Genomic DNA, 22,226 nt, shown 5'->3' on the forward strand with positions numbered 1-22,226 from the left:
GTTGTCTCTCGGCATGGCTGAGCAGATGAAGGCACTCGTGTACCGCGACTTCGGTGGCAATGACCGCTTCGAGATCGCGCAGGTCGACCGACCGCACATCGGCCCCGACACGCTGGTCGTGCGGGTCGTCGCCGCGGGCATCAATCCCGTCGACTACAAGGTGCGCGAGGGGTACCTGCGCGGCGCGATCGACACGGTCCTTCCGGCCGTCCCGGGCTGGGATGTCGCCGGCATCGTCGAGCAGACCGGGCTCGACACCCCCGAGTTCGCCGTGGGCGACGCCGTCCTCGCCTACGCCCGCGCGGATGTCGTTCAGCACGGCTCCCTGGCCGAATTCATGCCGGTGCCGGTGCGCACCGCGACGACCAAGCCCGAGGGGCTGTCGTTCACCGACGCGGCGGCGCTGCCGCTCACGGGACTCACGGCGCTGCAGACGCTCGAACGTCTGGCGGTCGGCGAGGGCGACACCGTGCTCATCCACGGCGCGGCCGGCGGCGTCGGCTCATTCGGCGTGCAGCTGGCGCGCCTCCGGGGCGCTACGGTCGTGGGCACGGCATCTCCCCGCAACCACGACTACCTCCGCAACCTCGGCGCCACCCCGATCCCCTACGGCGACGGGCTGGTGGCCGCTGCCCTCGAGGTCGCGCCGGACGGCTTCGACGTCATCATCGACTTCGCCGGCGGCACCTCGCTCGACGCGACGCCGGAGCTCCTCGCCGAGGGCGGGCGCGTCGCGTCGATCGCCGATGCGCGGGCGCGCACCGAGTTCGGCGGCCACTACATCTGGGTGCGGCCGGATGCCGACCAGCTCGCCGAGCTTGCCCGACTCACGGCGGCCGGAGACCTGCGGGTCGAGATCGCTGCGACCTATGCCCTCGATGAGGGCGCGGCCGCCTACGCCCAACTCGAAGAGGGGCATACGCGCGGCAAGATCGTCGTCACGATCTGACGCGGCGGCGCGTGCCCTCGTTACGACGCGCGTAGGCGGCGGCGCTCTGGCTCGACGCTGGATCTCAGCGTCACCGGGTCGGCCCGCGTCCACGCGGCCGCTTCCATCGCGCTCGTGATCTGATCCGCGGTGCCCATGAGCGCCAGATTCACCGGATCGCCGAGCAGGCCGTCACTCGTGCGGGTACGTCCGATGAAATAGTCCGGGACGTAGACGGTCGTGAGGATGCGGTGGATGCGCGGCAAGACGAGGTAGGCCAGGAGCGCCCAGAAGACGACCGCGAACAGCGCGCCCCACCATCCGACGACAAAGGTCTCCGTGAAACTGAGAACCGCGAGCCACAGCGCGGCGAGCCCGGCGACCACGAAGAAGAACCAGTCGAGGGCGGCGCCTCGCGAGTACCGCTTCGCATCGGCCATCTGCGTCAGCCTTCGCCGAGGAACTCGATCGCGGCGGCGCGGAAGACGCGAGAGCCGGGGGCGTTGAAGTGATGCCGGTCGGGGATCTCGACGAACCGGCCCTGCGGGCACGCCGCCGCCAGGGTCTTGGACCCCTCGATGATGGCGTCGAGCGACCCGGTCGCGAACATCACGGGCTGTTGCGGCGCGCGCGCGGGATCGGGGTCGACCGTGCGCGAGGCCCGCAGCCCTCCGGCGATCGCCAACAACGCCCGGAGGTCGTTGCCCGGAACCCGTTCGGTCAACCGGATGTAGTTCTGTGTGACCGGGTCGGTGACCTCGGTGCCGTCCTCGACATAGGCGCGCACCTGATCGATGTCGAGACGGGCGAGCGGAATGCCGTCGGGGACCCCACCGAGCACCGCCTTCGGGATACGGGTGGCGATGTCCTGCAGCACTTCCCACCCGACGCGTGCACCCAGGGAGTAGCCGACGTAGAACGCCTCGTCGACCAGGTAGGTGTCGAGCATGGTTTCGACGTCGCCGGCGAGCTGGCGCAGGTCGTAATCGCCCGGCTCGTGCGGCTTGTCGCTGGCGCCGTGCCCACGTTGATCGAGCGCGAGCACCCGGTAGCCGGCGCGCAAGAGGTCCCGTACCCACCCGGTGCTCACCCAGTTGTCGCGCGTCGACGAGGCGAACCCGTGCACGGTCACGACGACCGGATCAGCCTCGTCTCCCCAGGAATACGTCGCGACGCGATGCCCCTCGCCCACCATGATGTACTGCGGGTCGGGCATCTCGGTCAACTGCTGCAGCGGGGAGCTCACTCCTCGATTCTGCCGCGTTCGCCAGTCCTCGGCATCCTCAGTCCTGGACGCTGATCTCTTTCCAGAAGGCGACGTATCCGCTGAAGTCCTTGCCGACCCGCTCGAACGCGGTCGGATACGGATGCGGGTACGCCCACGCGCGATCCTTCAGGACCTTCTCGCGGTCGGCGACCGAGTAGTACTGGCACTCGCCCTTCCAGGGACATGTGTAGGGCGTCGGGCTTTCGCTCAGCAGGTCCCAGGCGACGCTCGCGGGCGGGAAGTACCAATTCCCCTCGATCGAGATGAGGTCGTCCTTGTCCGCCTCAGCCACCACGGTGTCACCCAGCATTGCGCGCATGTGCGCCTCCTTTGTCCTCCCCCAGCGTGTCGTGCGGCGCCCGGGGAGGCAAGGGCCTTGCGCGCGTCAGCGCGCGTCGCTGCGTCGCCGGGGCTGTCCCGAGCGTCGCCGGGGCAGGATGCGGATGAGGTGTCCGCGCTGGCTCGCTCCGTGCTGCTGCGGCAGGGTGATCGGCTGCGTCACGATCGCGTCGACGACCATCGAACCGTCGGTCGGTCCGACGACGGGGATGGGCGTCGTCAGGGTGACCTCGGCCGGGTTGACCGGCAGGAGTGCGAGCTTGCGGTGTGCGGCCAGGTAGGCGGGGACGAGGATCAGCACGGCGCCGAACCAGGCCAGCGGGTTCGACCAGGCGACTCCCGCGAAGCCGAAGAGGGACCCCAGCACGAGCGCGGCGACCACGCGCATGACGAGTTCGACGACACCGGTGACCGTCGGGATCATCGCGTCGCCCAGACCCTGCAGGGTGCCGCGGAGCACGAAGAGCACGCCGAGGGCGCTGTAGCTGACGCCGTTGATGATGAGCATGAGGTGCGCGAGATCGACCACCTCATCGGCGGCATCGCCCACGAAGATGCGCACGACGGGGGCGCCAAAGGCGACGAGGAGCGCGCCGAGGATCACCGCGCCGGCGATCGCCATCCACACGGCCTGCACGACGCCGCGGCGGATGCGGTCGGGGCGTCCACCGCCGTGGTTCTGGGCGACGAACATCGAGACGGCAAGGCCCAGCGACATCAAGAGCGCCACGGCGAGACCGTCGACGCGGCTCGCGGCCGTGTAAGCAGCCACGGCGTCGGACCCGAGACGGTTGAGCGCGACCTGCACCGTGAGGGTGCCGATCGCGATGATGGATGCCTGGAACCCCATCGGCAGGCCGAGGCGCAGGTGCTCGCGCAGCTCCGCGCGGGTGACGTGGAAGTCGGCACGCGTGATCCACAGGACGCGGACGCGACGACGCACGTACTCCAGGCACAGCAGTACCGAGACCGCCTGCGAGAGCACGGTCGCCAGCGCCGCGCCGCCGACCCCCCACTCGAGCGGGCCGACCATGAGGACGACCAGCACGACGTTCAGGATGCACGCAATCGTCAGGAACACGAGTGGCGTGCGGGAGTCGCCGATCGCGCGGATGATCGCCGACAGGTAATTGAAGAACATCATCGTGCCCGCGCCGAGGAAGCTGATCTGCGCGAACACGGTCGCGTCGGCGAGCAGCTCGGGCGGCGTCTGGAGGAGCTGAAGAAGGGGCTCCGCGATCAGCGGGGCACCGACCGTGAGGACCACGCTGACGATCGCCGTGAGGATCGTGCCGGCCGCGACCGACCGCCGCACGGCGGCGTCATCGCGGGCGCCGAAGGCCTGCGCCGTCGGAATGGCGAAACCGCTCGTCATTCCCCACGCGAAGCCGAGCAACAAGAAGAGCAGGGCGCCCGTCGCACCGACGGCAGCGAGCGCATCGACACCGAGCCACCGGCCCACGACGATCGCGTCGGCCACGTGGTACAGCTGCTGGATGACGTTGCCGATCAACAGCGGCACGGCGAACATGAGGATGACGCGCCAAGGGCTGCCGGTAGTGAGGTTCTTGGCCATGCGCGTGCCTTCGTGCGTTCGTGGGTGGAAATCGAATCGATTCGAGACGAAGTTTCCATTATCGCACACGATCAGCACGCGTCACCAGCGGAGATCAGGGATTCGGGCGGTCGTCCAGCGTCAGTTGCAGCAGGGCGAGGTCGAGCCAGCGGCCGAACTTCATCCCCACCTGGGGCATCGTGCCGATGCGCGCGAAGCCGAGCTTCTCGTGCAGGCGGAGTGATCCGGTGTTGCCGGCCTCGATCGCCCCCACCATGACGTGGATGCCGGTTTCTCGCGCCCGTGCGATCGCGGCGCGCAGCAGCGCTTCACCGATCCCACGTCCCCGCTGGTCCCCGCGAACGTACACGGAGTGCTCGGCCGTGTGACGGTATCCGTCGTGCGGACGCCAGGGGCCGAACGACGCGTATCCGAGCACGTCATCGGCGGGATCCACCGCGACCAGCACCGGGTACCCGGACGTCTGACGCCCCTCGATCCAGGCGACGCGATCGGCGGCATCCACCTTCTGCTCGTTCCAGATCGCCGTCGTGTGCGCGACGGCGTCGTTGTAGATCTCGGCGATGCCCCCGGCATCCGCCGCCACGGCGTCGCGGATCGGCGAGGTCACGAGCCGTCGCGCAGGTCGTCCAGGCGGCGCTCGGCGAGCGAGATCTCGTCGAACCGTGCGACGCACGCCTCACCCATCGGCGCTTGCGAGAGGAACCCGACGCGCAGCGGCGCGCTTCCTTCCGGCAACCGGAACAGCCGCACGAAATCCCAGTGGATGCCGTCCGTCGAGGCGTGGAACGCACATGCCGGGCCGACGCGCGCGACCCGCAGGTACACGTGGGCGTCATCGACCGGCGCGCTGTTGACGTCGTCCGAGAAACGATCGGTGACGACGCTGACGACCATCGGCTGCCCCTGCGGCGAGTACTCGAAGCAGAGCTTCGCCCAGTGGTCCTCGTCGCTCCACAGTGCCAGCGCGCCGGCGTCGAACGTCGTCCGTTCGCCCGGCACCTGCACCCGGGCCGAGAGGATGAAGTCGTCCGCCGGTGCGGCGAAGACGAGCGCCGTCGCGGCATGCTGCTGCGGCCCGCCGAGCGAGTCGTTGCTCCAGTCGACACCCGGCGCCGCCGTGAGTTCGAGGATGTCGGCCGCGAACGTGGCCACGCCGGGGCCGTTCGTCCACGACAGGGCGGGCAGGCCGGGGAGCTGCAGAGTCATGTGTCCACGCTATCGCCGGAGCTCATGGTCGTGGCGGCCGGCCGGACAGCGGCGTCAGGCGCGCAGCGGGACCGCCACATCCGAGATCGTCGCCGTCACGGTGCACGCGGCATCCATGCCGGTGATCTCGATGCGCAGGGTCGTCTCCATCGGGCCCGACGTGCTGGCGACCGTCAGTCCGGTCGGCGGCACGAACCTTTCGATCCGCCACTCGAAGGTGACCTCGCGCCCGACCGCCAGCATCCGGGTGCGAAGTGTGCTGCCCGCTTCGATCGGCTCGGGCGAGGTGAGCTCTTCGGAAATGACCGACGAGTCCCACTCGACGCGATTGCGGGGGTCGCCGAGGTACGCGAACACGTCAGCCTGAGGTCGGTCGATCGCAATGGATTCGTTCACCGTGATCATGCGGCGCCCTCTTGAGCTGCTGCGATGATCGCGCGCAGGTGCGCGCGCAGAGTCGCCGCACGGTCGGTGAACTCCCGCTGGTGGGCGACGTAGGTCGCCTTGCCCTCGGGCGTCTCGATGGGCACCGGCGCGTAGCCCCACTCGACGAGGTCGTACGGCGACGCGCGCATGTCGAGTTCGCGGATGTCCCGCGCGAGCTCGAAGCAGTCGAGCAGCAGGTCGCCGGGAACGAGCGGGCCCAGCTTCACGGCCCACTTGTAGAGGTCCATGTTCGCGTGCAGGCACCCGGGCTGCTCGGTTGCGGACTGCTGCGCGCGGCTCAGCTCACGCCGGTTGAGGGGCACGGCGTCGGGGGTGAAGAACCGGTAGGCGTCGAAGTGCGTGCAGGTGAGGGGATGCGCGTCGACGACCGCATCCGTTCCTTCCCGCCCGAGACGCAACGGCACGGGATGCCGGTGCTCTGCCTCGCGGTAGACCATCGCCCATTCGTGGAGTCCGAAGCATCCGTACTGGGCACGGGCGTCGGACGTCGCGCGCAGAATGTTTCCGATGCCGGCGAGCATGAGGCCCTTGTCAGCGACGAAGCTGGCCGTGTCGACGACAAGGTCCTCGCCGTCTGAGCGGTACCAGCGCCACTCGGCCCGCGGGGTGTCGGCGGCCTCCCGTAACGCCACTCCGACACCCGGATGCCAGCGCCGCAGGATCGCCGGCTTGTACGAGTAGTACGTGTAGAGGAAGTCGTCGACCGGATGCGTCTGACCTCGCGATGCACGGGCTCGCCGCCCCTCGGTCAGCGCATCGGCTCGGGCGTGGTGTCGCTCTTCGAGCGGGCGCCACTCGCTGATCGCGAGAGCGGAATCGATGGTGAGCACGCATCGAGGATACGTCCGATGCGTGCTCACATCCTCGCGAGCGTGCGCCGCAGGAAGGTGTCGTTGAACGCATCCCTCTCTTCGGAGAGATCGCCGTCATGGGCCCACCGGTGCACGCCGAAGCACAGCCCGATGGCGGTGCTGTCGGCGCGCAAGCGCACCCGCGCGGCGTCGTCGGCGGCGTAAGCCGACAGGGTGGCGTCGGCGGTGGCGTCGTCCGTGAAGTAGCCAACGGCGGCGAACTCCCAGGCGGCGGGAGCGATGAGCGCCTCCCCGAAGTCGATGACGCCGATCTCGCCGCCCGCGTCGAGGATGTTCTCCTCGTGGAGATCGGGATGCACCAGAACGCCAGTCCCGCTCTCGAGCGCCGCGCGCACCACGGGCGCATGAGCTTGCAACCGCTCGCGGAGATGCGGTCGATCGGCGAGCGCCGCGTGATCCTCGAGCCGCGCGTGCCCCAGAGGCCACAGTGGGCGCCGGGCCCACGCCATCAAACCGGCGGGCATCGACGACTGCTCTCCGCGCAGGGCGCCACCGTCCACCTGCACGGCGCCGAACCCTGAGACAGGTTGCGCGTGCAGCACGCGGAGGAAGGCCGCCAGGGCGGGCGCGGCGCGCAGCCTGTCGCTCTCCGCAAGCGGTGCACCCTCGAGGCCGGTCGTCACCGAGAATGCGGGCCCGGTCCAGCCGTCGAGCTGCCAACTGCCGCGCACGGGCCGGGGCACGCGGGCACCGGCCCGCGCTAGCTCGGCCATCACCGCATGTTCCATGGGGTAGGTTGCGCCGGCGCCGGGCCGATCTCGCGCAATGCGCAGGGCCCACCACGCAGGCCCCGATCTCACACGCCACGCATCGCTCGCGAGCCCTGTGCCAAGCGGCGACGGGTGTTCGACTTCTCGCCCGAGCGCTCGGAGCACCCGCCGCGCGGTGGCGTCGGCTGCCATCGCTGGCCCGCTCCGCGCGACCCCGAACGTGCCCAGGCCACCCCCGCACGGTCGTCCATTCGGAGCGGCCTCATTGAACTGCTCCTTCTCGCGTCAAGGGTTCTCGTGGCCACCGTAACGCCTGCTCGCCGTCGACGGCCGTCGGAGCGGACCCGTCGTGCACACGGTGGTGATATCGCGCACGGTGCCGTCCTACGCTCCGAGCGGGCGACACCCGGTCGAGGCGACCTGCCTGCTGCCGTGCGCGGTCGCCGAGGCCGATGTGCGCAGGCACCTGAGCGAGATCTGGCAGGGCGATGTCGCTGCGTGGCAGCTTCTGCGGCGCGATGACATCCCCGACGCTCTTCCAGCACAACCCGCACCTCTCAGATCGCGTGGCCCCGCGCAGCTCGCCGACCGGATATTCGTCGCGGGCGACCACCGGGACACGGCATCCATCAACGGCGCGCTCGCGTCGGGCGAGCGTGCCGCGCGCGCGATTCTGGGTGCGACGCCGCGGTGAGCCTGCACAATGGCAGGATGAGTCGCCGCGCGAAGAAGCCAGCCGCCCACGTTCTCTGGGTCGTGGCTCTGCCGTTTGCGGTGTCGGGGATCATCCATCTGGTGCGACCCGGTGTGTTCACGCCGATCGTCCCGCGTCCGCTGCGGCGCTGGGATCGCACGCTCGTAGTGGCGTCGGGGCTCGTGGAGCTGGCGTGCGCCCTCGGTCTGGTCGCGCCCAAGACGCGTCAGCCCGCCGGATGTGCCAGCGCGCTCGTGCTCGCCGCGATCTGGCCGGCGAACATCCAGATGAGCCTCGACCTCGGTCGCCGCGCGCTCCGCCGGCGCACCCCGCGAGCGTGGATCGCGTTCGTCGTCTCGATCGCGCGGCTACCGCTGCAGCTCACCCTCATCCGGCAGGCGCTGCGCGCGCGCTGATTCGGGATCGAGCGCAGTTATGTTCTATTTTGTGCTGAAATGGCAGTTCATTATCTCGTCGATATATGCTAGTCTTTCTGTATTGGCGATCGGCCCGACTGGGGGCGAGCTTGGACGATGCCTCCAGGCGTGAATATTTTCTTCGCGTCGAGGAGTGCCATGAAAGAGTCGCAATCACCCACAGGGCCGCACCGCCCAGTGTCGTTCTCCGGTGGCGAGCAGGTGCCGCGCGAAGCGGCGGACCTGGACCCCCACTGGAAAGATCTGTCGCTGATCGTCGAGCGCGCCGAGCAGAATCGTGCCGAGATGGCCCGCCTGCACGCCGACCGCGCAGAACTGTGCGCGGAGGCGCTGAAACTCGTCGCCCTCCGCACCGCGCAGCGGCACGCCGCACGCCCAGGACGCGAGATCGGCGACACGATTCCTCTGCGCGAAGTGATGGCCGAGCTCGCCTGTGCGCTCCGCGTCGGCGAGCGCACCGTCTCGATCTGGCTGGGCGACGGTGCAGCTCTCGTCCACAACTTCCCCGCGACGCTCGAGGCGTTGCGCACCGGGCGCATCGACGAACGTCACGCGTCGGCGATCATCGATGCCGGCATGCCGCTCGATGAGGCCATCCGCCCCCACTACGAAGAGCTCGTCCTCACTCGCGCTGACGTCGCGACGGCACCTGAACTCCGCGAGATCGCCCGGGTCATCGCGGCGCACCTCCAGCCCGACATCACCGAGCAGCGGCAACGCGATGCGCTCGCGCAACGGCAGGTGAAGACCTACGCCCTGCAAGACGGGCTGTCGCGGCTCCTCCTCGACGCCCCCGCGGCTCTCGTTCAGGGCATCTTCGAACGCGTGACCGATATGGCCGTCGCGCTGAATGACGCCGACACTGAGGGCGACGGGCTCGAGGGCGACGGGGCGGAAGGCGACGAGTCCGACCCCGAAGAGCGCGACGACCGGACCCTCGACCAACGCCGCGCCGACATCATGTGCGACCTGTTGCTCAGCGGCGCTCCCGCCGCCCACGGCGACAGTGGCCTCGCCGCCATCCGCGCCACCGTGCAGGTGACGATCCCGATCCTCACTCTCGCCGGCCTCGACGACGCGCCGGCGATCCTCGACGGTCATGGACCGATCGATGCGGAGACGGCCCGCATCCTCGCGGCGGCGGCCGAGTCGTGGCAGCGAGTCATGATTCACCCGGTCACGGCCGAGCCGCTCAGGCTCGACAGCTACCCGCCGAGCAAGCGGCTTCGCCGCCTTCTCGATGCTCGTGACCGGTGCTGCCGGTGGCCCGGATGCCGTCGCCAGGCCCGCCGCAGTGACGCCGACCACACGATCGCCTTCTCCGAGGGCGGGAAGACCCACGCGGGCAATCTTGAGATCCTCTGTCGCCGACACCACCGGCTCAAGCACGCTTCGCCGTGGGTGATCGAACACCTCGGCGGCGGCACACTGCTGTTCACGTCGCCGACCCGGCGAAAATACCGAAACGATGCGCCACCCGTGCTCGAAGCAGTCACCGAACCGCCCTGGGCACGGCTCCTCGCGACACCCTACGATCCCGCCGACGGAGCGGGATTCTGAACCCGAGGCTATTCTGCATTGCATGCCCCGACCCCGCGCGCCGATGCGCGAGTTCACCCGAGGGATGGCCCTCCTGGGCGGCGGCTTCCGCTATTGGCGGCGACGCCCACGCCTGATGGCGCTCGGTCTGATTCCCGCCGCAATCGTCGCGACGGTGCTGCTGGTGGGCCTCGTCGCGCTCGCGTCGTCCGTCCCCGGCATCACGGTCGCCCTGACACCGTTCGCCGAGGGATGGCCGGGGCTCTGGGCGTCCGTCATCCGCATCGCCGTCGGCACCGCGCTGATCGGCGCAGCACTCGTGATCGTCGCGATTTCGTTCACCGCTCTGACCCTCTTCGTCGGGGAACCGTTCTACGAGCGCATCTGGCGAGCCGTCGAAGCCGACCTGGGCGAAGCGCCGCCGGCATCCGAGGGAGGATTCTGGCGGTCGCTCGCGGACAGTGCGGGACTCGTCTTCCGCGGAATCGGCGTCGCACTCTTCGCGGCTCTTCTCGGGCTGATCCCCGGAGTCGGCGGCGCTCTCTCTGCCGTCACAGCCGTTTTCCTCACCGGCATGCTCCTCGCCGACGAGCTCGGCTCACGCGCCCTGACTGCGCGGGGCCTCGTCGCGTCGCAGCGCCGCGCACTCATGCGTCGGCACCGCGCGCTGACGCTCGGGTTCGGCGTCGCGACACAGCTGTGCTTCCTCGTGCCGGGCGGAGCCGTGGCGACCATGCCGGCCGCAGTCGCCGGTTCGGCTCTGCTCGCACGCGAACTACTCCCGGCGACGGGTCAGCCCGCGGCCGCGTCGAAACAGAACACGTCGGCGTAGGCGGCTGCAGACTACGTGGAGAGATGTCTGCGGGCTACTCTTCCTTCATCTCGCTCAGCACCTCGAAGGGTGACTCGACGTCGCCGGTCCAGGCTTCAATACCCTCACGAACGGCGAGAGCGGCAACGACCAACGCGGCGACGGAGTCTGCCCACCACCAGCCGAACAGGCTGTTGAGGATCAGCCCGATGAAGACGGCGCCGGAGAGATAGACGCACAGCAGCAGCTGGCGTGCGTCGGCGAGGACGCTCTTTGATCCGAGCTCGCGTCCGGTGCGGATCTCGAACCAGGCCAGAAGCGGCATCACCAGCAGGCTGAGCGCGGTAATACCGATCCCGAGCGGGCTGTGTTCGGGTCCCTCTTGCGAGACGAGGCTGAGGATCGCGTCGATGGTGACGTAGGCGGCAAGGGCGAAGAACGCCAGCCCGATCGCGCGCACGGTGACCTTCTCCCACCGCTCGGGATCCTTCCGTGTGAACTGCCATGCGATCGCGACCGCCGAGAGCACCTCGACGACAGAATCGAGACCGAATCCGATCAGCGCCGCCGAGGACGCCAGCACACCGGCGGTGATGGCGACGATCGCCTCAATGACGTTGTACGTGATCGTGAACGCGACGATGAACCGCACCCGGCGGTGGAGCCGCTCTCGACGGTCGGGGGTAAGCGTGGTCATGCCGTGACCTCACAGCAGCCGGCGACAGCGCAAGACGGGTCCAGGCATGGGGCGTCCGCGTCGACGGCGAGAGCAACGTCGACGAGCGCGGTGAGCGCGGCTGTCAGGTGCGGGTCGGAGATCTCGTATCGGGTTTGCCGGCCCTCCGGCTCCGCGACGACGATCCCGCAATCCCGCAGACAGGTGAGGTGGTTCGAGACGTTCGACCGGGTCAACTCGAGGTCCCGCGCGAGCACCGCCGGGTAGGAGTGCCCCTCGAGCAACACCATCAGAATCCGCGATCGAGTCGGATCGGCCATCGCCCGGCCGAGCCGGTTCATTACATCGAGACGCGTCGTAATAGTCAGCATCCACTGATCATACAGTGGCCGCTGTACATAAAGCGCACTCGAAATGTCCACTTGGACATGCCGTGGACGACTCTCTTACGAAATGGACATCTTCCAGCGGTCCCTACATGACTACCTACTACCTGTAGGACTCGGTGCGACATGTCCATCCCGACCGCGCGACGCCACGACGCTCGGGGAGCGAAGATATCCACGCGGATTGCACCGCATCCGAGGACGAGTTGTCCATTCCGTTGAGCCCGCTGCACGCTGGGCGATTCCTGAGCGGTCAGCGGCGTGGCTCAGTGAGATGCACCCTGCCAACCGTTGAGCGCGTCGGATCGTGCACGTTCGTGCGGGTGTCAGGGCTTCCACACCATCAGCACGACTATCGCGACCAGGCATATGGCTGTGATGCCTGGGCTCACCGCGACGCGTGTGTAGCGCTGCTTCGGTTCCCGCCGTTCCGGGTGGAGGTATGTAGGGATGACGATCCCGAGCGTGAGCGCAACGGCGATCACATACAGGATGAGAGATCCCAGAACCCAGGGGGTGGTGATGGAGAGGTCATATTTCGGGTCGGCCATACCCATGACCCCGAATCCGGTGACAATCACCAGGAGGGACAGGTATGTCAGGCGGCCGAGGCTCTTGGCTGACGCGGTTGCGCGAGCGGTGTCTCCGGTGCGAAGCGCGCGCAGGCCGGACGCTGAACAGAAGGTCCAAGGGGATCTCCTTTGCTGAAGGGCTGCTTGTTACGCGGTTGCGGAGACGGTGTCGACGAGTTTGCCGTCGACGAGGTTGACGACACCGTGCATCCGGGGCAGGTGGACAAGATCGTGGGTGACGAGCAGCGTCGAGGTGTTCAACTCGTCGGTCAGGCGGAGGATGAGCTGGATGATGCTGGCGCCGCGTTCCTGGTCGAGGGCGCTGGTGGGTTCGTCAACGACGAGCACGCTGGGGTCGTTCATCAGGGCGCGGGCGATGTTCACTCGCTGGCGTTGACCTCCGGAGAGCTGATGGGGTCGTTTGTCTCGGTGGTCGGTGAGTCCAACCGCATCGAGAAGCGTCTCGGCTCGTTTGCCGGCGTTGCCACGGTTTCGGCGGGAGTGGCGCGCGCCGAGCTCGTTCATGACGGACAGCTGCTCGAGCGCAGTCAGGGACGGGATGAGGTTGGACTGCTGGAAAACGATGCCGATCTTGTTCCGGCGGGTCTCAGTCGCGTCGCCGGGGGTGAGGCGGGTGGCATCGACGTCGTCGATGATGACCTGCCCGGAGTCGGGGCGGATGAGGGTCGCGGCGACGGCGAGAAGGCTGGATTTTCCGGAGCCGCTGGGTCCGGTGATGCCGGTGACGGTTCCTGGGTGAGCGGTGAGGCTGACCTGGTTGACGGCGGTGACGCGATTGTCGCCGTCGGGGAAGGTGAGGGTGATGCTGTCGAGGCGGATCATCGGTTGCTCCCGAGGGCGGTGAGGGGGTCGGCGGAGGTCACGGAGCGGAGCGCGAATGCGGCTCCAGCGAGGCCGAGCGTGATCATGATCGCGCCGGGCAGCAGTGTCGTGAGTGGGTTCAGGAGGAACGGCAGGGCGGTACCGGCGAGCGCGCCAAAGAGGGTGACCAGTCCCAACCCGATTCCTATCCCCAGGAGCAAGACGATCAGCGCCTGACCCAGTGCGTCCCGGACCAGAGAGGACGTGCTTGCGCCGAGTGCTTTGAGCACTGCAATGTCGCCCTTGCGTTGCATGGTCCAGACGGTGAAGAACGCGCCGATGACCAGGCCAGAGATCCCGAACAGCATGGTGACCATCAGCAGAAGCGACCCGATCTCGGAGCGGAACGCGCTGAGCGCGGTCAACGACCCGACGACGGTGTGGGAGACGGTGGAGTTTGCGGTGTCTGTGGTCTCCCAGTCCGGCGACCCAGTGACAGCGAGGACCGTAGCGTAAGCGTCGGGGTTGCCGGTGGCTGCCGAGTAGGCCTGCCAGTCGGACCGGGTCATCTCCACCACGGGGGTGTGGCTGTACCAGGCATCACCAGCGATCGTTTCGACCGTGTAGGTGGTCCCCGCGATCGTCACGTCATCGCCGGTGGCGATGACGAGGTCTTTGGCTGCGGGAGCGGACAGACTCACCCGGCCGTCCTTAGAGGGGGCGGTGGCGTTGAAACCGGGCTGCACTCCGAAGATGGCGATCGCGATGCGGGTGTCGCCGGCCTCTGCCCGGGTCTGACTGATCCCGATGGGTTCTGCCGAGGTGACGCCAGCCGCGGTGTCCCAGGCAGTGGTCTGCTGTTCGCTGATGGTGGAGTCAGAGAAGCTTGGAGCCGCGCCGTCCGTGGTCGGAGCAGAGAATACGACCCGATCTGCCGGGATCGATAGGACGGCGGAGATGTTCTGGGTGGCGAGGCCGCCGGTGAGGCCGCTGAGGAAGCCGACGAGAACGGTGATGAGGGCAACGACCGACCCGATCAAGACGAAACGGCCGCGGGCGAAGCGTAGGTCGCGGAGCGCGACGAACATGAGATTCCTTTCCGGTCACCCGACCTGGGGACACGTACCACTTTTCCTTTCTCGACGCGCCATCTCATCGGCCGTCAGCACGGGCTCTGCCGACTGAAAGGTGGTGGGGGAAGTCGTCCTTTCGGACGATGCCGCAGTCGTAGCGCTGCGTAAGATTCGGTCCATGCCCCACACCGCGCTCACCCCGGTATTCGTGGGTCTCCGCACCGGGCTGCATGTACTTTTCGCTGCTCTCGCCGTTCTGGTCATCGTCCGCGCGGTGATCTCACCAACGGAGAGCAACGTCGCCGCGATCGTCCTCACGCTGGGGATGATCGTCACCTACGGAATCGGGGCGGTGAAGACCAGGACCACACGTCAGCGTGGTCGCGTCCTACGCCTACTGTGGTTGGCGGCGCTCAGTCTGGAGTGGGTAGTCCTCCTCTGGCTGACACCCGAAGCTGCGTACCTCGTCTTCCCGTTGTTCTTCCTCTACCTCCATCTCCTCGGCCCGTGGTGGGGGGGTGCCGCGATCGTCGTCGCCACCGCGACTGCTATCTGTGCGCTTGGCATCCACAGCGGATGGAGTCTCGGCGGAGTCATCGGTCCACTAGTCGGCGCAGGAGTCGCCCTTCTCATCGGTCTTGGCTACCAAGCTCTGGCCCGCGAGGCGGAGCAACGCGAAACCCTTATGCGTGAACTTGTCGCCACCCGAGGCCAGCTCGCCGCAACCGAACATGAATCGGGAGTTCTCGCCGAACGCGCGCGGCTAGCCCGCGAAATCCACGACACCGTCGCCCAAGGCCTCTCCAGTATCCAGATGCTCCTCTACGCCGCCGAGAAATCCGACCCTGAACGCCCTGGCGCCGAACACATCCGGCTTGCCCGAGACACGGCGGCCAGCAATCTTGCTGATGCACGCCGGTTCATCCGTGAACTCACCCCACCCGACCTCGACGACCGCGGCCTCGGCCGAGCGCTGCGGAGGCTCGCCGAATCGCAATGGGCTGCGCAAGGACTCCACGTCAACGTGCGTGTATCCGACACGATCGATCTACCGATGCACGTCCAGACGGCGCTGCTGAGAATCGCGCAGGGAGCCATCGCCAACGTCATCCAGCACGCAGACGCCACCACCGTGACAATCACGCTCGACGCCGATCACGAACGGCTGCAATTCACCATCGCCGACGACGGCAAAGGCTTCGACCCCAACATGGCAGCCTTCGAACCGCGCGGTCGTTCAGATTCGTTCGGACTCCAGGCGACCCGCGAACGCGCAGAACAACTCGGTGGCAGCCTCACCCTCGACACGCACCCTGGCGAAGGAACGCAACTGACCATCGAGCTCACCTTGGAGCAGACGACATGATCCGGCTTCTCATCGCCGACGACCACCCCATCGTCCGCGCGGGGCTCGTGGCTCTCTTCGCCCTCGAGGAAGACATCGACGTCATCGCGGAAGCTGCCACACCCGACGCAGCCGTTTCCGCCGCAGAACACGGCAACCCCGACGTCGTACTGATGGATCTCCAGTTCGGCGCCCAAGCCGCAACAACCGGAGCCGACGCCACCCGACGTATCCGCGCCCTCGACGCGGCACCCTACGTCCTCATACTCACCAACTACGACTCCGACGCCGACATTCTTGGAGCCGTGGAAGCCGGCGCCAGCGGCTACCTCCTCAAAGACGCCCCACCCCACGAGCTCGCAGCAGCCGTCCGCGCCGCCGCCGCAGGCGAAAGCGCACTCGCGCCCGTCATCGCCTCACGACTCTTGAACCGCATGCGGGCACCCCAAGCGAACCTCAGCAGTCGCGAGATGCAAGTGCTCAAGCTCGTCGAAGCCGGTCACTCGAACACCGACATCGCAACAGACCTCTTCGTCAGCGAGACCACCGTCAAATCCCACCTCGCCCACATCTTCACCAAGCTCGCCGTCACCTCACGAACCGCAGCCGTATCCACAGCCAGACAACGCGGCATCCTGCGCTAAGCCCGCGGCACGACGTCATCTCGCATGACGCGGAAGTCCGCAACGGAGCGACCAACGCGCATCCTCTTCACTCGAGCGGTGGTCAGATACCGCGACGAGGAGGAGTGCCCGTGCACCCCGCCGCGGTGAAGATGCCCGCAAAGGGGCTCATGTGCAACCCACGACAGGGCGGCTTAGCTGCTCCCCCTTCCGCACAGTCCCATAGCCGCATCAGACGCCCCTCCCCCGGGTAGGTGCACGGTTCCGCAGCTGACCACGTCATCCACCCGGGAGGCGAAATGTCCATATGGACACCGCGTGGACATTTCACCTGCCAAATCGACATCTCAAAAAAATCCCTACAACTACCCGAAGTCGCCCGGCGCCATGTCGGTGAAGCGCGAGAAGTGACCCTGGAAGGCGACCGTGATCGTGTCGGTCGGACCGTTACGGTGCTTCGCGATGATCAGATCGGCCTCGCCCGCGCGCGGGCTGTCCTTCTCGTAGGCCGCCTCGCGGTGCAGGAGCACCACCATGTCGGCGTCCTGCTCGATCGAGCCCGATTCACGCAAGTCGGAGAGCGCCGGCTTCTTATCGGCACGCTGCTCGGCGCCACGGTTCAGCTGCGACAGCGCGATGACCGGCACCTGGAGCTCCTTCGCGAGCAGCTTCAGCGCACGCGAGAACTCCGACACCTCTTGCTGACGCGATTCGACGCGCTTGCCACTCGTCATGAGCTGCAGGTAGTCGATCACGACCATCTTGAGCCCTACGCGCTGCTTGAGTCGTCGGCACTTCGCACGGATCTCGACGAGCGTCATGTTGGGACTGTCGTCGATATACAGCGGCGCATCGTTGATGCGACCGCGCGTCGCGGCGATCGTCGTCCAGTCGCGCGAGTCGAGCGTGCCCTTGCGCATGCTCTGCAACGGGATTGCGCCTTCGGCGCTCATCAGACGCATGGCGATCTCGCTCTTGCCCATTTCGAGCGAGAAGAAGATCGTCGGCATGTTGTGCTTGATCGCTGCTGAGCGCGCGAAGTCGAGTGCGAGCGTCGACTTACCCATCGCGGGTCGGGCAGCGATGATGATCATCTGCCCGGGGTGCATACCGTTCGTGAGCTGGTCGAGTCCGGCGAAGCCTGAGGGGATGCCGGTCATCTGACCGTCGCGCCCGCGCGCCGCCTCGATCTCTTCGACGGCAGCATCGACGGCGATCTGCAGCGGCACGTAGTCCTCGGCGCGCTCGGCACCGGTGACGGAGTAGATCTCGGCCTGGGCATTGTTGACGAGGTCGAGCGCTTCGCCCTGCCCGTTGTAGCCCATCTGCACGATGCGCGTCCCGGCCTCGACGAGACGGCGCAGCAGAGCGCGCTCGTTGACGATGGAGGCGTAGTAGCCGGCATTGGCGGCGGTCGGCACGATCGAGGTGAGCGAGTGGAGGTAGTCCGCACCGCCCGCGCGCTGCAGGTCACCCGTCTTGATCAGCTCGTCAGTGACGGCGACGACGTCGGTGGGCTCACCGTGCGAATAGAGCGAGAGGACCGCTTCGAAGATCAGCTCGTGCTTCGGGACGTAGAAGTCCGTACCCCGCAGCGTCTCGATGACATCGGCGACGGCATCCTTCGACAGCAGCATGCCACCGAGCGCGCTCTGCTCGGCCAGCAGGTCGTGCGGCGGCATCCGCTCAGGACCGCGCCCCGATCCACCCAGGCGCTCTTCCGAAATGTCCGCGATCGACATGCCGCGCCCCTCTTCCCCGACTCGATCCCCGAGCCACAGGCCACGCTAGGCACGGGTACCGACACCCGCAAACCCGGCTGTGGATAACTCTGTGGAGGAATCCCGCGAAACGCCGCCACGCCTGTGCACAACACCTGTGGAAAACGCCCGGGAACACCATCCATCTCGACATTTTCTTGCCGTTTGATCAGGAGTTTATTCACCAACACCCTGTGGAAAGCGAATGTGGTTGAAGTCAGCCTTGAAGGTTGCGTTCGCACATCAGGGTTGGGGACAAATCCGAAACCTGGACGGAAGCTATGAGCCATTTGTCAAGTCCTCCGCCAAGAGAATTCAGACAAAGACGAAACGACGGATGCCGCGAACCCGAAGGTCCGCGGCATCCGTCGTCGTGACGCGAGAAGTTACTTCGCGGCGACCACGTTCAACGTGATCACGGCGGTCAGGTCGTCGCGCAGACGAACCGTCGCCTCGTGCTCACCGGTCGCCTTGATGGGCGAGGTGATGTGGATCTTGCGCTTGTCGAGATCACCGAGACCGGCAGCCTTGACGGCGTCCGCGACATCGGCGGTCTGGACCGAACCGAAGAGGCGGCCTTCCTTGCCGGCTTTGACGGCCAGACGGACCTTGGCGCCCTCGAGCGTGTCCTTGAGTGCCACGGCCTCTTCGTGGTCGTGGATCGCGCGCGACTCGCGAGCGGCGCGAATGGACGCCACCTGCTTTTCGCCACCGCGGCTCCAGACCACTGCGAAGCCCTGGGGGACGAGGTAGTTGCGGGCGTACCCGTTCTTGACCTCGATGACGTCACCGGCGCTTCCGAGCCCGGCAACCTCGTTCGTGAGAATCAGCTTTGCCATGATCGTGCCCCTTAGCGGCCAGCGCCGGCGTAAGGCAGGAGTGCCATTTCGCGCGCGTTCTTGATCGCCGTGGCGATCAGACGCTGCTCCTGCACCGAGACACCGGTGATACGACGGGCGCGGATCTTCCCGCGCTCCGAGATGAACTTGCGAAGAGTCGGGACATCTTTGTAATCGATGACGCCGACGCGGATCGCCTTCGCGGGAGCGGCGTTCTTCGCGCCCTTCCGCGGCTTACGGCGATCGCCGGTAGCCTTTCCAGCCATTGTTTTTCCTTAAGTGTGTGAGTTGATCAGAACGGCGTGTCGTCGCCGTAGGACGTGCCCGGGGCGCTCCACGCGTCCGGAGCAGCAGAGCCGGGCGTGGACCACGGCTCGTCCTGCTGCTGTGCAACCTGCGCGGGACGCGCCTGGCCACCGCCGCCGCCGCCGAAGTTTCCTCCGCCGGATGCCGCACGCGTGACCTGAGCCGTCGCATACCGCAGCGAAGGGCCGATCTCGTCGACCTCCAGCTCGATCGCGGTCCGCTGGTTGCCTTCACGGTCCTGGTAGGAACGCTGCTTCAGGCGACCAGACGCAATGACCCGGGAACCCTTCGTCAGCGAACCGGCGACGTGCTCGGCGAACTCGCGCCACACGGACGCACGGAGGAACAGCGCTTCGCCGTCCTTCCACTCGTTCGCCTGACGGTCGAAGTTGCGCGGAGTCGACGCGATCGTGAAGTTCGCGACGGGCAGTCCGCCCTGCGTGTAGCGCAGTTCGGGGTCTGCCGTGAGGTTGCCCACGACGGTGATGATGGTCTCGCCGGCCATCGTCCTTACGCCTTCGCTGCCTTGCGGGCGGCCTTGGCGTCGGCGCGCTCCTTCTCGGCGGCGACGAGGGCGATGCCCTCTTCGGCGCGCAGGACCTTGGTACGCATGATCTGCTCGTTCAGCTTCAGCTGACGGTCGAGCTCCTGCGTGGTCGCGCTCGTGGCGGTGAAGTTGACGACGGCGTAGATGCCCTCGTTCTTCTTCTGGATTTCGTACGCCAGGCGACGCTTGCCCCAGATGTCGACGTTCTCAATGGAACCACCGTCTGCGGTGATCACCTTGAGGAACCCGTCGAGCTTGGGGGCGACCTGACGCTCGTCGATCTCGGGGTCGAGAATGACCATGAGCTCGTACTGGTGTGAGTGCGTCACTAACCCACCTCCTTCGGACTTGAACGGATGCCGGGCATTTCCCGGCATCAGGAGGGTTGATGCACGTGTCGGGACTTCCTCGGACACGGCCGATGCCAGACAACCTTCACAGTCTAGCGGACCTCCTCTGATCTGCGGAATCGCGGGGAGAGGGAGTGGAGCACACCGTCGAGACCGGCCAGCGCATCGGTATGGGCGAAGCGCGCCGCCAACTCTTGAGCCCGAGCGCGAAAGGTCGGGTCGGCGAGCACCGAACGCACCGCAAGACGCACGGCCTCCGGCGTCGGACGGTTCGTTTTGAGGTTGATCCCGGCCCCCGACCACCCGACGCGCGCACTGACTTCGACTTTGTCCTCGGTTTGCCCGGCGACGACCACGGGGATGCCGTGCCCCACAGCCTGTTGTACGCCGCCGTAGCCGCCGTTGGTGACGAGCACCGACGTCCGCGGGAGCAGCACGGCGTACGGCAGGTAGGCCGCGGCGCGGGCATTCGCGGGAAGCGGAGGCAATGCCGAGAGGGGACGCCCGCCGGTGCTCACCACCACGGTCACGTCTTCGCCCGCGAGCGCGGCGAGCGTCGGCGCGACGAGCTGGGAGAAGTCGTCGGTGGCAATCGTGCCCTGTGTCACGTGCACGATGGGGCGCGTTTCGTCCAGGTCGTTCCACCACTCCGGAACGTCGACGTGGGGCACCGAGGGCGGGAGCGGGCCGACGAAGTGGACGGATGCCGGCAGATCTGAGCGGGGATACTCGAACTCCTGCGCGCTGAACTGGACGAGTGCATCCGCGCCGGCGGCCCAGTCCAAGAAGAAGCGCGACAACGGTAAGCCGATAGTGGCGCGGGCCACGGCATCCGCTTCCTTCACGACGGGTCTGAACACACCCTTCTCTGCGACGACCGTCAGGATGCTGTTTCGTGCGCGGCCGACGACACCGGGCAACGGAGGGATTCCGAGTCCGAACGGCGCTGTGTCGCGACTCTTCGTCCCGAGCGGGAAGATACCGAGTGCGACGATCGCGGGCCGCGCATCGCGGGGAAGTTCGTTGAGCAGGGCGGCCGCGACGAAAAGCGGCTCGGTGAGCACGACGTCCGTCGGGACCTCGGCCAGGGCTGAGGTCAGCGCGGCGTACTGCTGCGCGGCGGGGCGCAGGAAGAGGTGGATCATGTCGAACCGGATGGCCGCGGGTCCGCGCAGTCCTCTCCGCTCGGGGAAGGCATCGTCGGGACGGTCGAGGTCGATGTCGGCGTCGGGAGGCAGCGGCAAGAATTCGACATCGGCCGCGCGGACACGCTCCGCGTACCGCACGCTTGTGAGCATGCGCACGCGGTGACCCTGTGTACGCAGGTGTCGCGCGACAGTGAGAAGCGCCGAGAGGTGACCGTGCGCCGGCGTACATGTGAGGAGGTAAGTGGACATGCAGAGATCCTTCGTTAAGATTAGGTTGCCTGACAAAGTATTCACCACACCGAGAGGGTAGTCAATAGTGGATTCCGTGATTTCACCGCGTGCCTATCGGTCGACGCTGCGCACCCAGCAGGCGGCACAGACGCGCACACGGATTCTCGAGGCGGCGGCAGTCCTCTTCTCCGCCAATGGGTACCAAGCGACGACCCTCCCGGCCATCGCGCGCCAGGCATCCGTATCCGTCGAGACGGTGAAAGGAACAGCTGCGAAGGCGGAGCTGCTGATCGCAGCGTTCGAGGTCACGTTCTCCGGCACCGAAGCAGCCGCCTCGCTGACCGATACGACCGCGGGTCTGGGGTTGCTGAACCTTCCCGACGACGACTTCGTCGACGGGGTCGTGGCGCGCATCAGCCAGGCCAACCTCGACTCATATGCGCTGTGGACGGTGCTGCTCGGCGCGTCGCTGTCCGATGACATCGTCAGGGACGCCCTCACCGGCATGCTCGCGCGGCGGGCCGCCGACTTCCGCGCGCTCGTCGACGAACTGACCCGGCGAGAGCTGATCGACCCCCCGGTCGACCGTCGCGCCGCCGCTGACGAACTGTCGTTCCTCATGTCACCGGAGAGCGCTCAGCAGCTGGTAGCGCAGTCGGGATGGAGCCCGGATCGCTATCGCGAGTGGTTGCGCGCCGCAGTCCTCGCTCTCTGAGGGC

28 protein-coding genes are annotated in these 22,226 nt (G+C 67.2%); 8 read left to right on the forward strand and 20 right to left on the reverse strand.

The window, feature by feature from the left end; genetic code table 11:
* The first annotated feature begins 25 nt into the window (after positions 1-25).
* Complete coding sequence (locus N4R40_RS11770) at positions 26-949, forward strand: NADP-dependent oxidoreductase (RefSeq protein WP_261607674.1); 924 nt, start codon at positions 26-28, stop codon at positions 947-949.
* 20 nt (positions 950-969) lie between these two features.
* Here the strand turns inward: N4R40_RS11770 and N4R40_RS11775 are convergent, their stop codons facing one another.
* The 9 genes from N4R40_RS11775 to N4R40_RS11815 all read right to left on the reverse strand — a co-directional run bounded on the left by N4R40_RS11775 (position 970) and on the right by N4R40_RS11815 (position 7,540).
* Positions 970-1,368, reverse strand: a complete 399-nt coding sequence (locus tag N4R40_RS11775; RefSeq protein WP_315902501.1) for an LssY C-terminal domain-containing protein — start codon at positions 1,366-1,368, stop codon at positions 970-972.
* Between the two features lie 5 nt (positions 1,369-1,373).
* Positions 1,374-2,174, reverse strand: coding sequence for an alpha/beta fold hydrolase (locus tag N4R40_RS11780; RefSeq protein WP_261607572.1), 801 nt, complete (start codon positions 2,172-2,174; stop codon positions 1,374-1,376).
* Positions 2,175-2,211: 37 nt separating this feature from the next.
* On the reverse strand, positions 2,212-2,514 hold the full coding sequence (locus N4R40_RS11785) for a DUF427 domain-containing protein (RefSeq protein ID WP_261607573.1): 303 nt from the start codon (positions 2,512-2,514) through the stop codon (positions 2,212-2,214).
* A 66-nt stretch (positions 2,515-2,580) separates the two neighbouring features.
* On the reverse strand, positions 2,581-4,110 hold the full coding sequence (locus N4R40_RS11790) for an MATE family efflux transporter (RefSeq protein WP_261607574.1): 1,530 nt from the start codon (positions 4,108-4,110) through the stop codon (positions 2,581-2,583).
* Between the two features lie 94 nt (positions 4,111-4,204).
* The gene (locus tag N4R40_RS11795) at positions 4,205-4,720 is read right to left on the reverse strand and encodes a GNAT family N-acetyltransferase (protein ID WP_261607575.1); all 516 of its coding nucleotides are present in this window, start codon (positions 4,718-4,720) and stop codon (positions 4,205-4,207) included.
* Positions 4,717-5,319: a DUF1349 domain-containing protein gene (locus tag N4R40_RS11800; RefSeq protein WP_261607576.1), complete on the reverse strand. Its 603-nt coding sequence runs from the start codon at positions 5,317-5,319 to the stop codon at positions 4,717-4,719. Before N4R40_RS11800 ends, N4R40_RS11795 begins: the two co-directional genes overlap by 4 nt.
* A 54-nt stretch (positions 5,320-5,373) precedes the next feature.
* Complete coding sequence (locus tag N4R40_RS11805; RefSeq protein ID WP_261607577.1) at positions 5,374-5,724, reverse strand: SRPBCC family protein; 351 nt, start codon at positions 5,722-5,724, stop codon at positions 5,374-5,376.
* Positions 5,721-6,596, reverse strand: a complete 876-nt coding sequence (locus N4R40_RS11810) for a 3-methyladenine DNA glycosylase (RefSeq protein ID WP_407665905.1) — start codon at positions 6,594-6,596, stop codon at positions 5,721-5,723. The genes N4R40_RS11805 and N4R40_RS11810 overlap by 4 nt, the downstream gene beginning before the upstream one ends.
* 26 nt (positions 6,597-6,622) lie before the next feature.
* A complete protein-coding gene (locus N4R40_RS11815; RefSeq protein WP_261607578.1) occupies positions 6,623-7,540 on the reverse strand; it encodes a phosphotransferase family protein in 918 nt (305 codons plus the stop codon).
* 121 nt (positions 7,541-7,661) lie between these two features.
* On the opposite strand from N4R40_RS11815, the gene N4R40_RS11820 reads away from it, so the two are divergent.
* The 4 genes from N4R40_RS11820 (at position 7,662) to N4R40_RS11835 (ending at position 10,850) form a co-directional block, all read left to right on the forward strand.
* Complete coding sequence (locus N4R40_RS11820; RefSeq protein ID WP_324291878.1) at positions 7,662-8,042, forward strand: FAD-dependent oxidoreductase; 381 nt, start codon at positions 7,662-7,664, stop codon at positions 8,040-8,042.
* A gap of 17 nt (positions 8,043-8,059) precedes the next feature.
* Positions 8,060-8,458 carry a DoxX family protein gene (locus tag N4R40_RS11825; RefSeq protein WP_261607580.1) on the forward strand — a complete coding sequence of 133 codons (399 nt, stop codon included), beginning with the start codon at positions 8,060-8,062 and terminating at the stop codon, positions 8,456-8,458.
* Positions 8,459-8,617: 159 nt separating this feature from the next.
* The gene (locus tag N4R40_RS11830; RefSeq protein WP_261607581.1) at positions 8,618-10,039 is read left to right on the forward strand and encodes an HNH endonuclease signature motif containing protein; all 1,422 of its coding nucleotides are present in this window, start codon (positions 8,618-8,620) and stop codon (positions 10,037-10,039) included.
* A 22-nt stretch (positions 10,040-10,061) separates the two neighbouring features.
* Positions 10,062-10,850 (forward strand): EI24 domain-containing protein, encoded by a 789-nt coding sequence (locus tag N4R40_RS11835; RefSeq protein WP_261607582.1) that lies wholly within the window; start codon positions 10,062-10,064, stop codon positions 10,848-10,850.
* 34 nt (positions 10,851-10,884) lie between these two features.
* Here N4R40_RS11835 and N4R40_RS11840 read toward each other — a convergent pair whose 3' ends face one another.
* From N4R40_RS11840 to N4R40_RS11860, 5 genes are all read right to left on the reverse strand, one after another.
* The gene (locus tag N4R40_RS11840) at positions 10,885-11,526 is read right to left on the reverse strand and encodes a cation diffusion facilitator family transporter (protein ID WP_261607583.1); all 642 of its coding nucleotides are present in this window, start codon (positions 11,524-11,526) and stop codon (positions 10,885-10,887) included.
* Positions 11,523-11,876, reverse strand: a complete 354-nt coding sequence (gene cmtR, locus N4R40_RS11845; RefSeq protein WP_261607584.1) for a Cd(II)/Pb(II)-sensing metalloregulatory transcriptional regulator CmtR — start codon at positions 11,874-11,876, stop codon at positions 11,523-11,525. The genes N4R40_RS11840 and cmtR overlap by 4 nt, the downstream gene beginning before the upstream one ends.
* Positions 11,877-12,217: 341 nt before the next feature.
* Positions 12,218-12,556: a DUF2269 domain-containing protein gene (locus N4R40_RS11850; RefSeq protein WP_261607676.1), complete on the reverse strand. Its 339-nt coding sequence runs from the start codon at positions 12,554-12,556 to the stop codon at positions 12,218-12,220.
* 54 nt (positions 12,557-12,610) lie between these two features.
* Positions 12,611-13,306 (reverse strand): ABC transporter ATP-binding protein, encoded by a 696-nt coding sequence (locus tag N4R40_RS11855; RefSeq protein ID WP_261607585.1) that lies wholly within the window; start codon positions 13,304-13,306, stop codon positions 12,611-12,613.
* A complete protein-coding gene (locus N4R40_RS11860) occupies positions 13,303-14,373 on the reverse strand; it encodes an ABC transporter permease (protein ID WP_261607586.1) in 1,071 nt (356 codons plus the stop codon). The genes N4R40_RS11855 and N4R40_RS11860 overlap by 4 nt, the downstream gene beginning before the upstream one ends.
* Before the next feature lie 163 nt (positions 14,374-14,536).
* On the opposite strand from N4R40_RS11860, the gene N4R40_RS11865 reads away from it, so the two are divergent.
* On the forward strand, positions 14,537-15,724 hold the full coding sequence (locus tag N4R40_RS11865) for a sensor histidine kinase (protein WP_261607587.1): 1,188 nt from the start codon (positions 14,537-14,539) through the stop codon (positions 15,722-15,724).
* On the forward strand, positions 15,721-16,347 hold the full coding sequence (locus N4R40_RS11870) for a response regulator (RefSeq protein ID WP_261607588.1): 627 nt from the start codon (positions 15,721-15,723) through the stop codon (positions 16,345-16,347). Before N4R40_RS11865 ends, N4R40_RS11870 begins: the two co-directional genes overlap by 4 nt.
* Before the next feature lie 344 nt (positions 16,348-16,691).
* Here N4R40_RS11870 and dnaB read toward each other — a convergent pair whose 3' ends face one another.
* The 6 genes from dnaB to N4R40_RS11900 form a co-directional block, all read right to left on the reverse strand.
* Positions 16,692-18,068 (reverse strand): replicative DNA helicase, encoded by a 1,377-nt coding sequence (dnaB, locus tag N4R40_RS11875; RefSeq protein ID WP_261607589.1) that lies wholly within the window; start codon positions 18,066-18,068, stop codon positions 16,692-16,694.
* A gap of 404 nt (positions 18,069-18,472) precedes the next feature.
* Positions 18,473-18,925, reverse strand: coding sequence for a 50S ribosomal protein L9 (gene rplI / locus N4R40_RS11880; protein ID WP_261607590.1), 453 nt, complete (start codon positions 18,923-18,925; stop codon positions 18,473-18,475).
* 11 nt (positions 18,926-18,936) lie between these two features.
* Positions 18,937-19,191 (reverse strand): 30S ribosomal protein S18, encoded by a 255-nt coding sequence (gene rpsR / locus N4R40_RS11885; RefSeq protein WP_261607591.1) that lies wholly within the window; start codon positions 19,189-19,191, stop codon positions 18,937-18,939.
* A 26-nt stretch (positions 19,192-19,217) separates the two neighbouring features.
* Entirely contained in the window at positions 19,218-19,736 is a 519-nt protein-coding gene (locus tag N4R40_RS11890) for a single-stranded DNA-binding protein (protein WP_261607592.1), read from the reverse strand.
* A gap of 5 nt (positions 19,737-19,741) precedes the next feature.
* On the reverse strand, positions 19,742-20,080 hold the full coding sequence (rpsF, locus tag N4R40_RS11895) for a 30S ribosomal protein S6 (RefSeq protein WP_261607677.1): 339 nt from the start codon (positions 20,078-20,080) through the stop codon (positions 19,742-19,744).
* 140 nt (positions 20,081-20,220) lie between these two features.
* Entirely contained in the window at positions 20,221-21,525 is a 1,305-nt protein-coding gene (locus tag N4R40_RS11900) for a glycosyltransferase (protein ID WP_261607593.1), read from the reverse strand.
* Between the two features lie 76 nt (positions 21,526-21,601).
* On the opposite strand from N4R40_RS11900, the gene N4R40_RS11905 reads away from it, so the two are divergent.
* On the forward strand, positions 21,602-22,222 hold the full coding sequence (locus tag N4R40_RS11905) for a TetR/AcrR family transcriptional regulator (protein WP_261607594.1): 621 nt from the start codon (positions 21,602-21,604) through the stop codon (positions 22,220-22,222).
* Positions 22,223-22,226 lie beyond the last annotated feature (4 nt).

The organism is Microbacterium memoriense (assembly GCF_025398275.1).
In the GTDB taxonomy this organism is placed as follows: domain Bacteria; phylum Actinomycetota; class Actinomycetes; order Actinomycetales; family Microbacteriaceae; genus Microbacterium; species Microbacterium memoriense.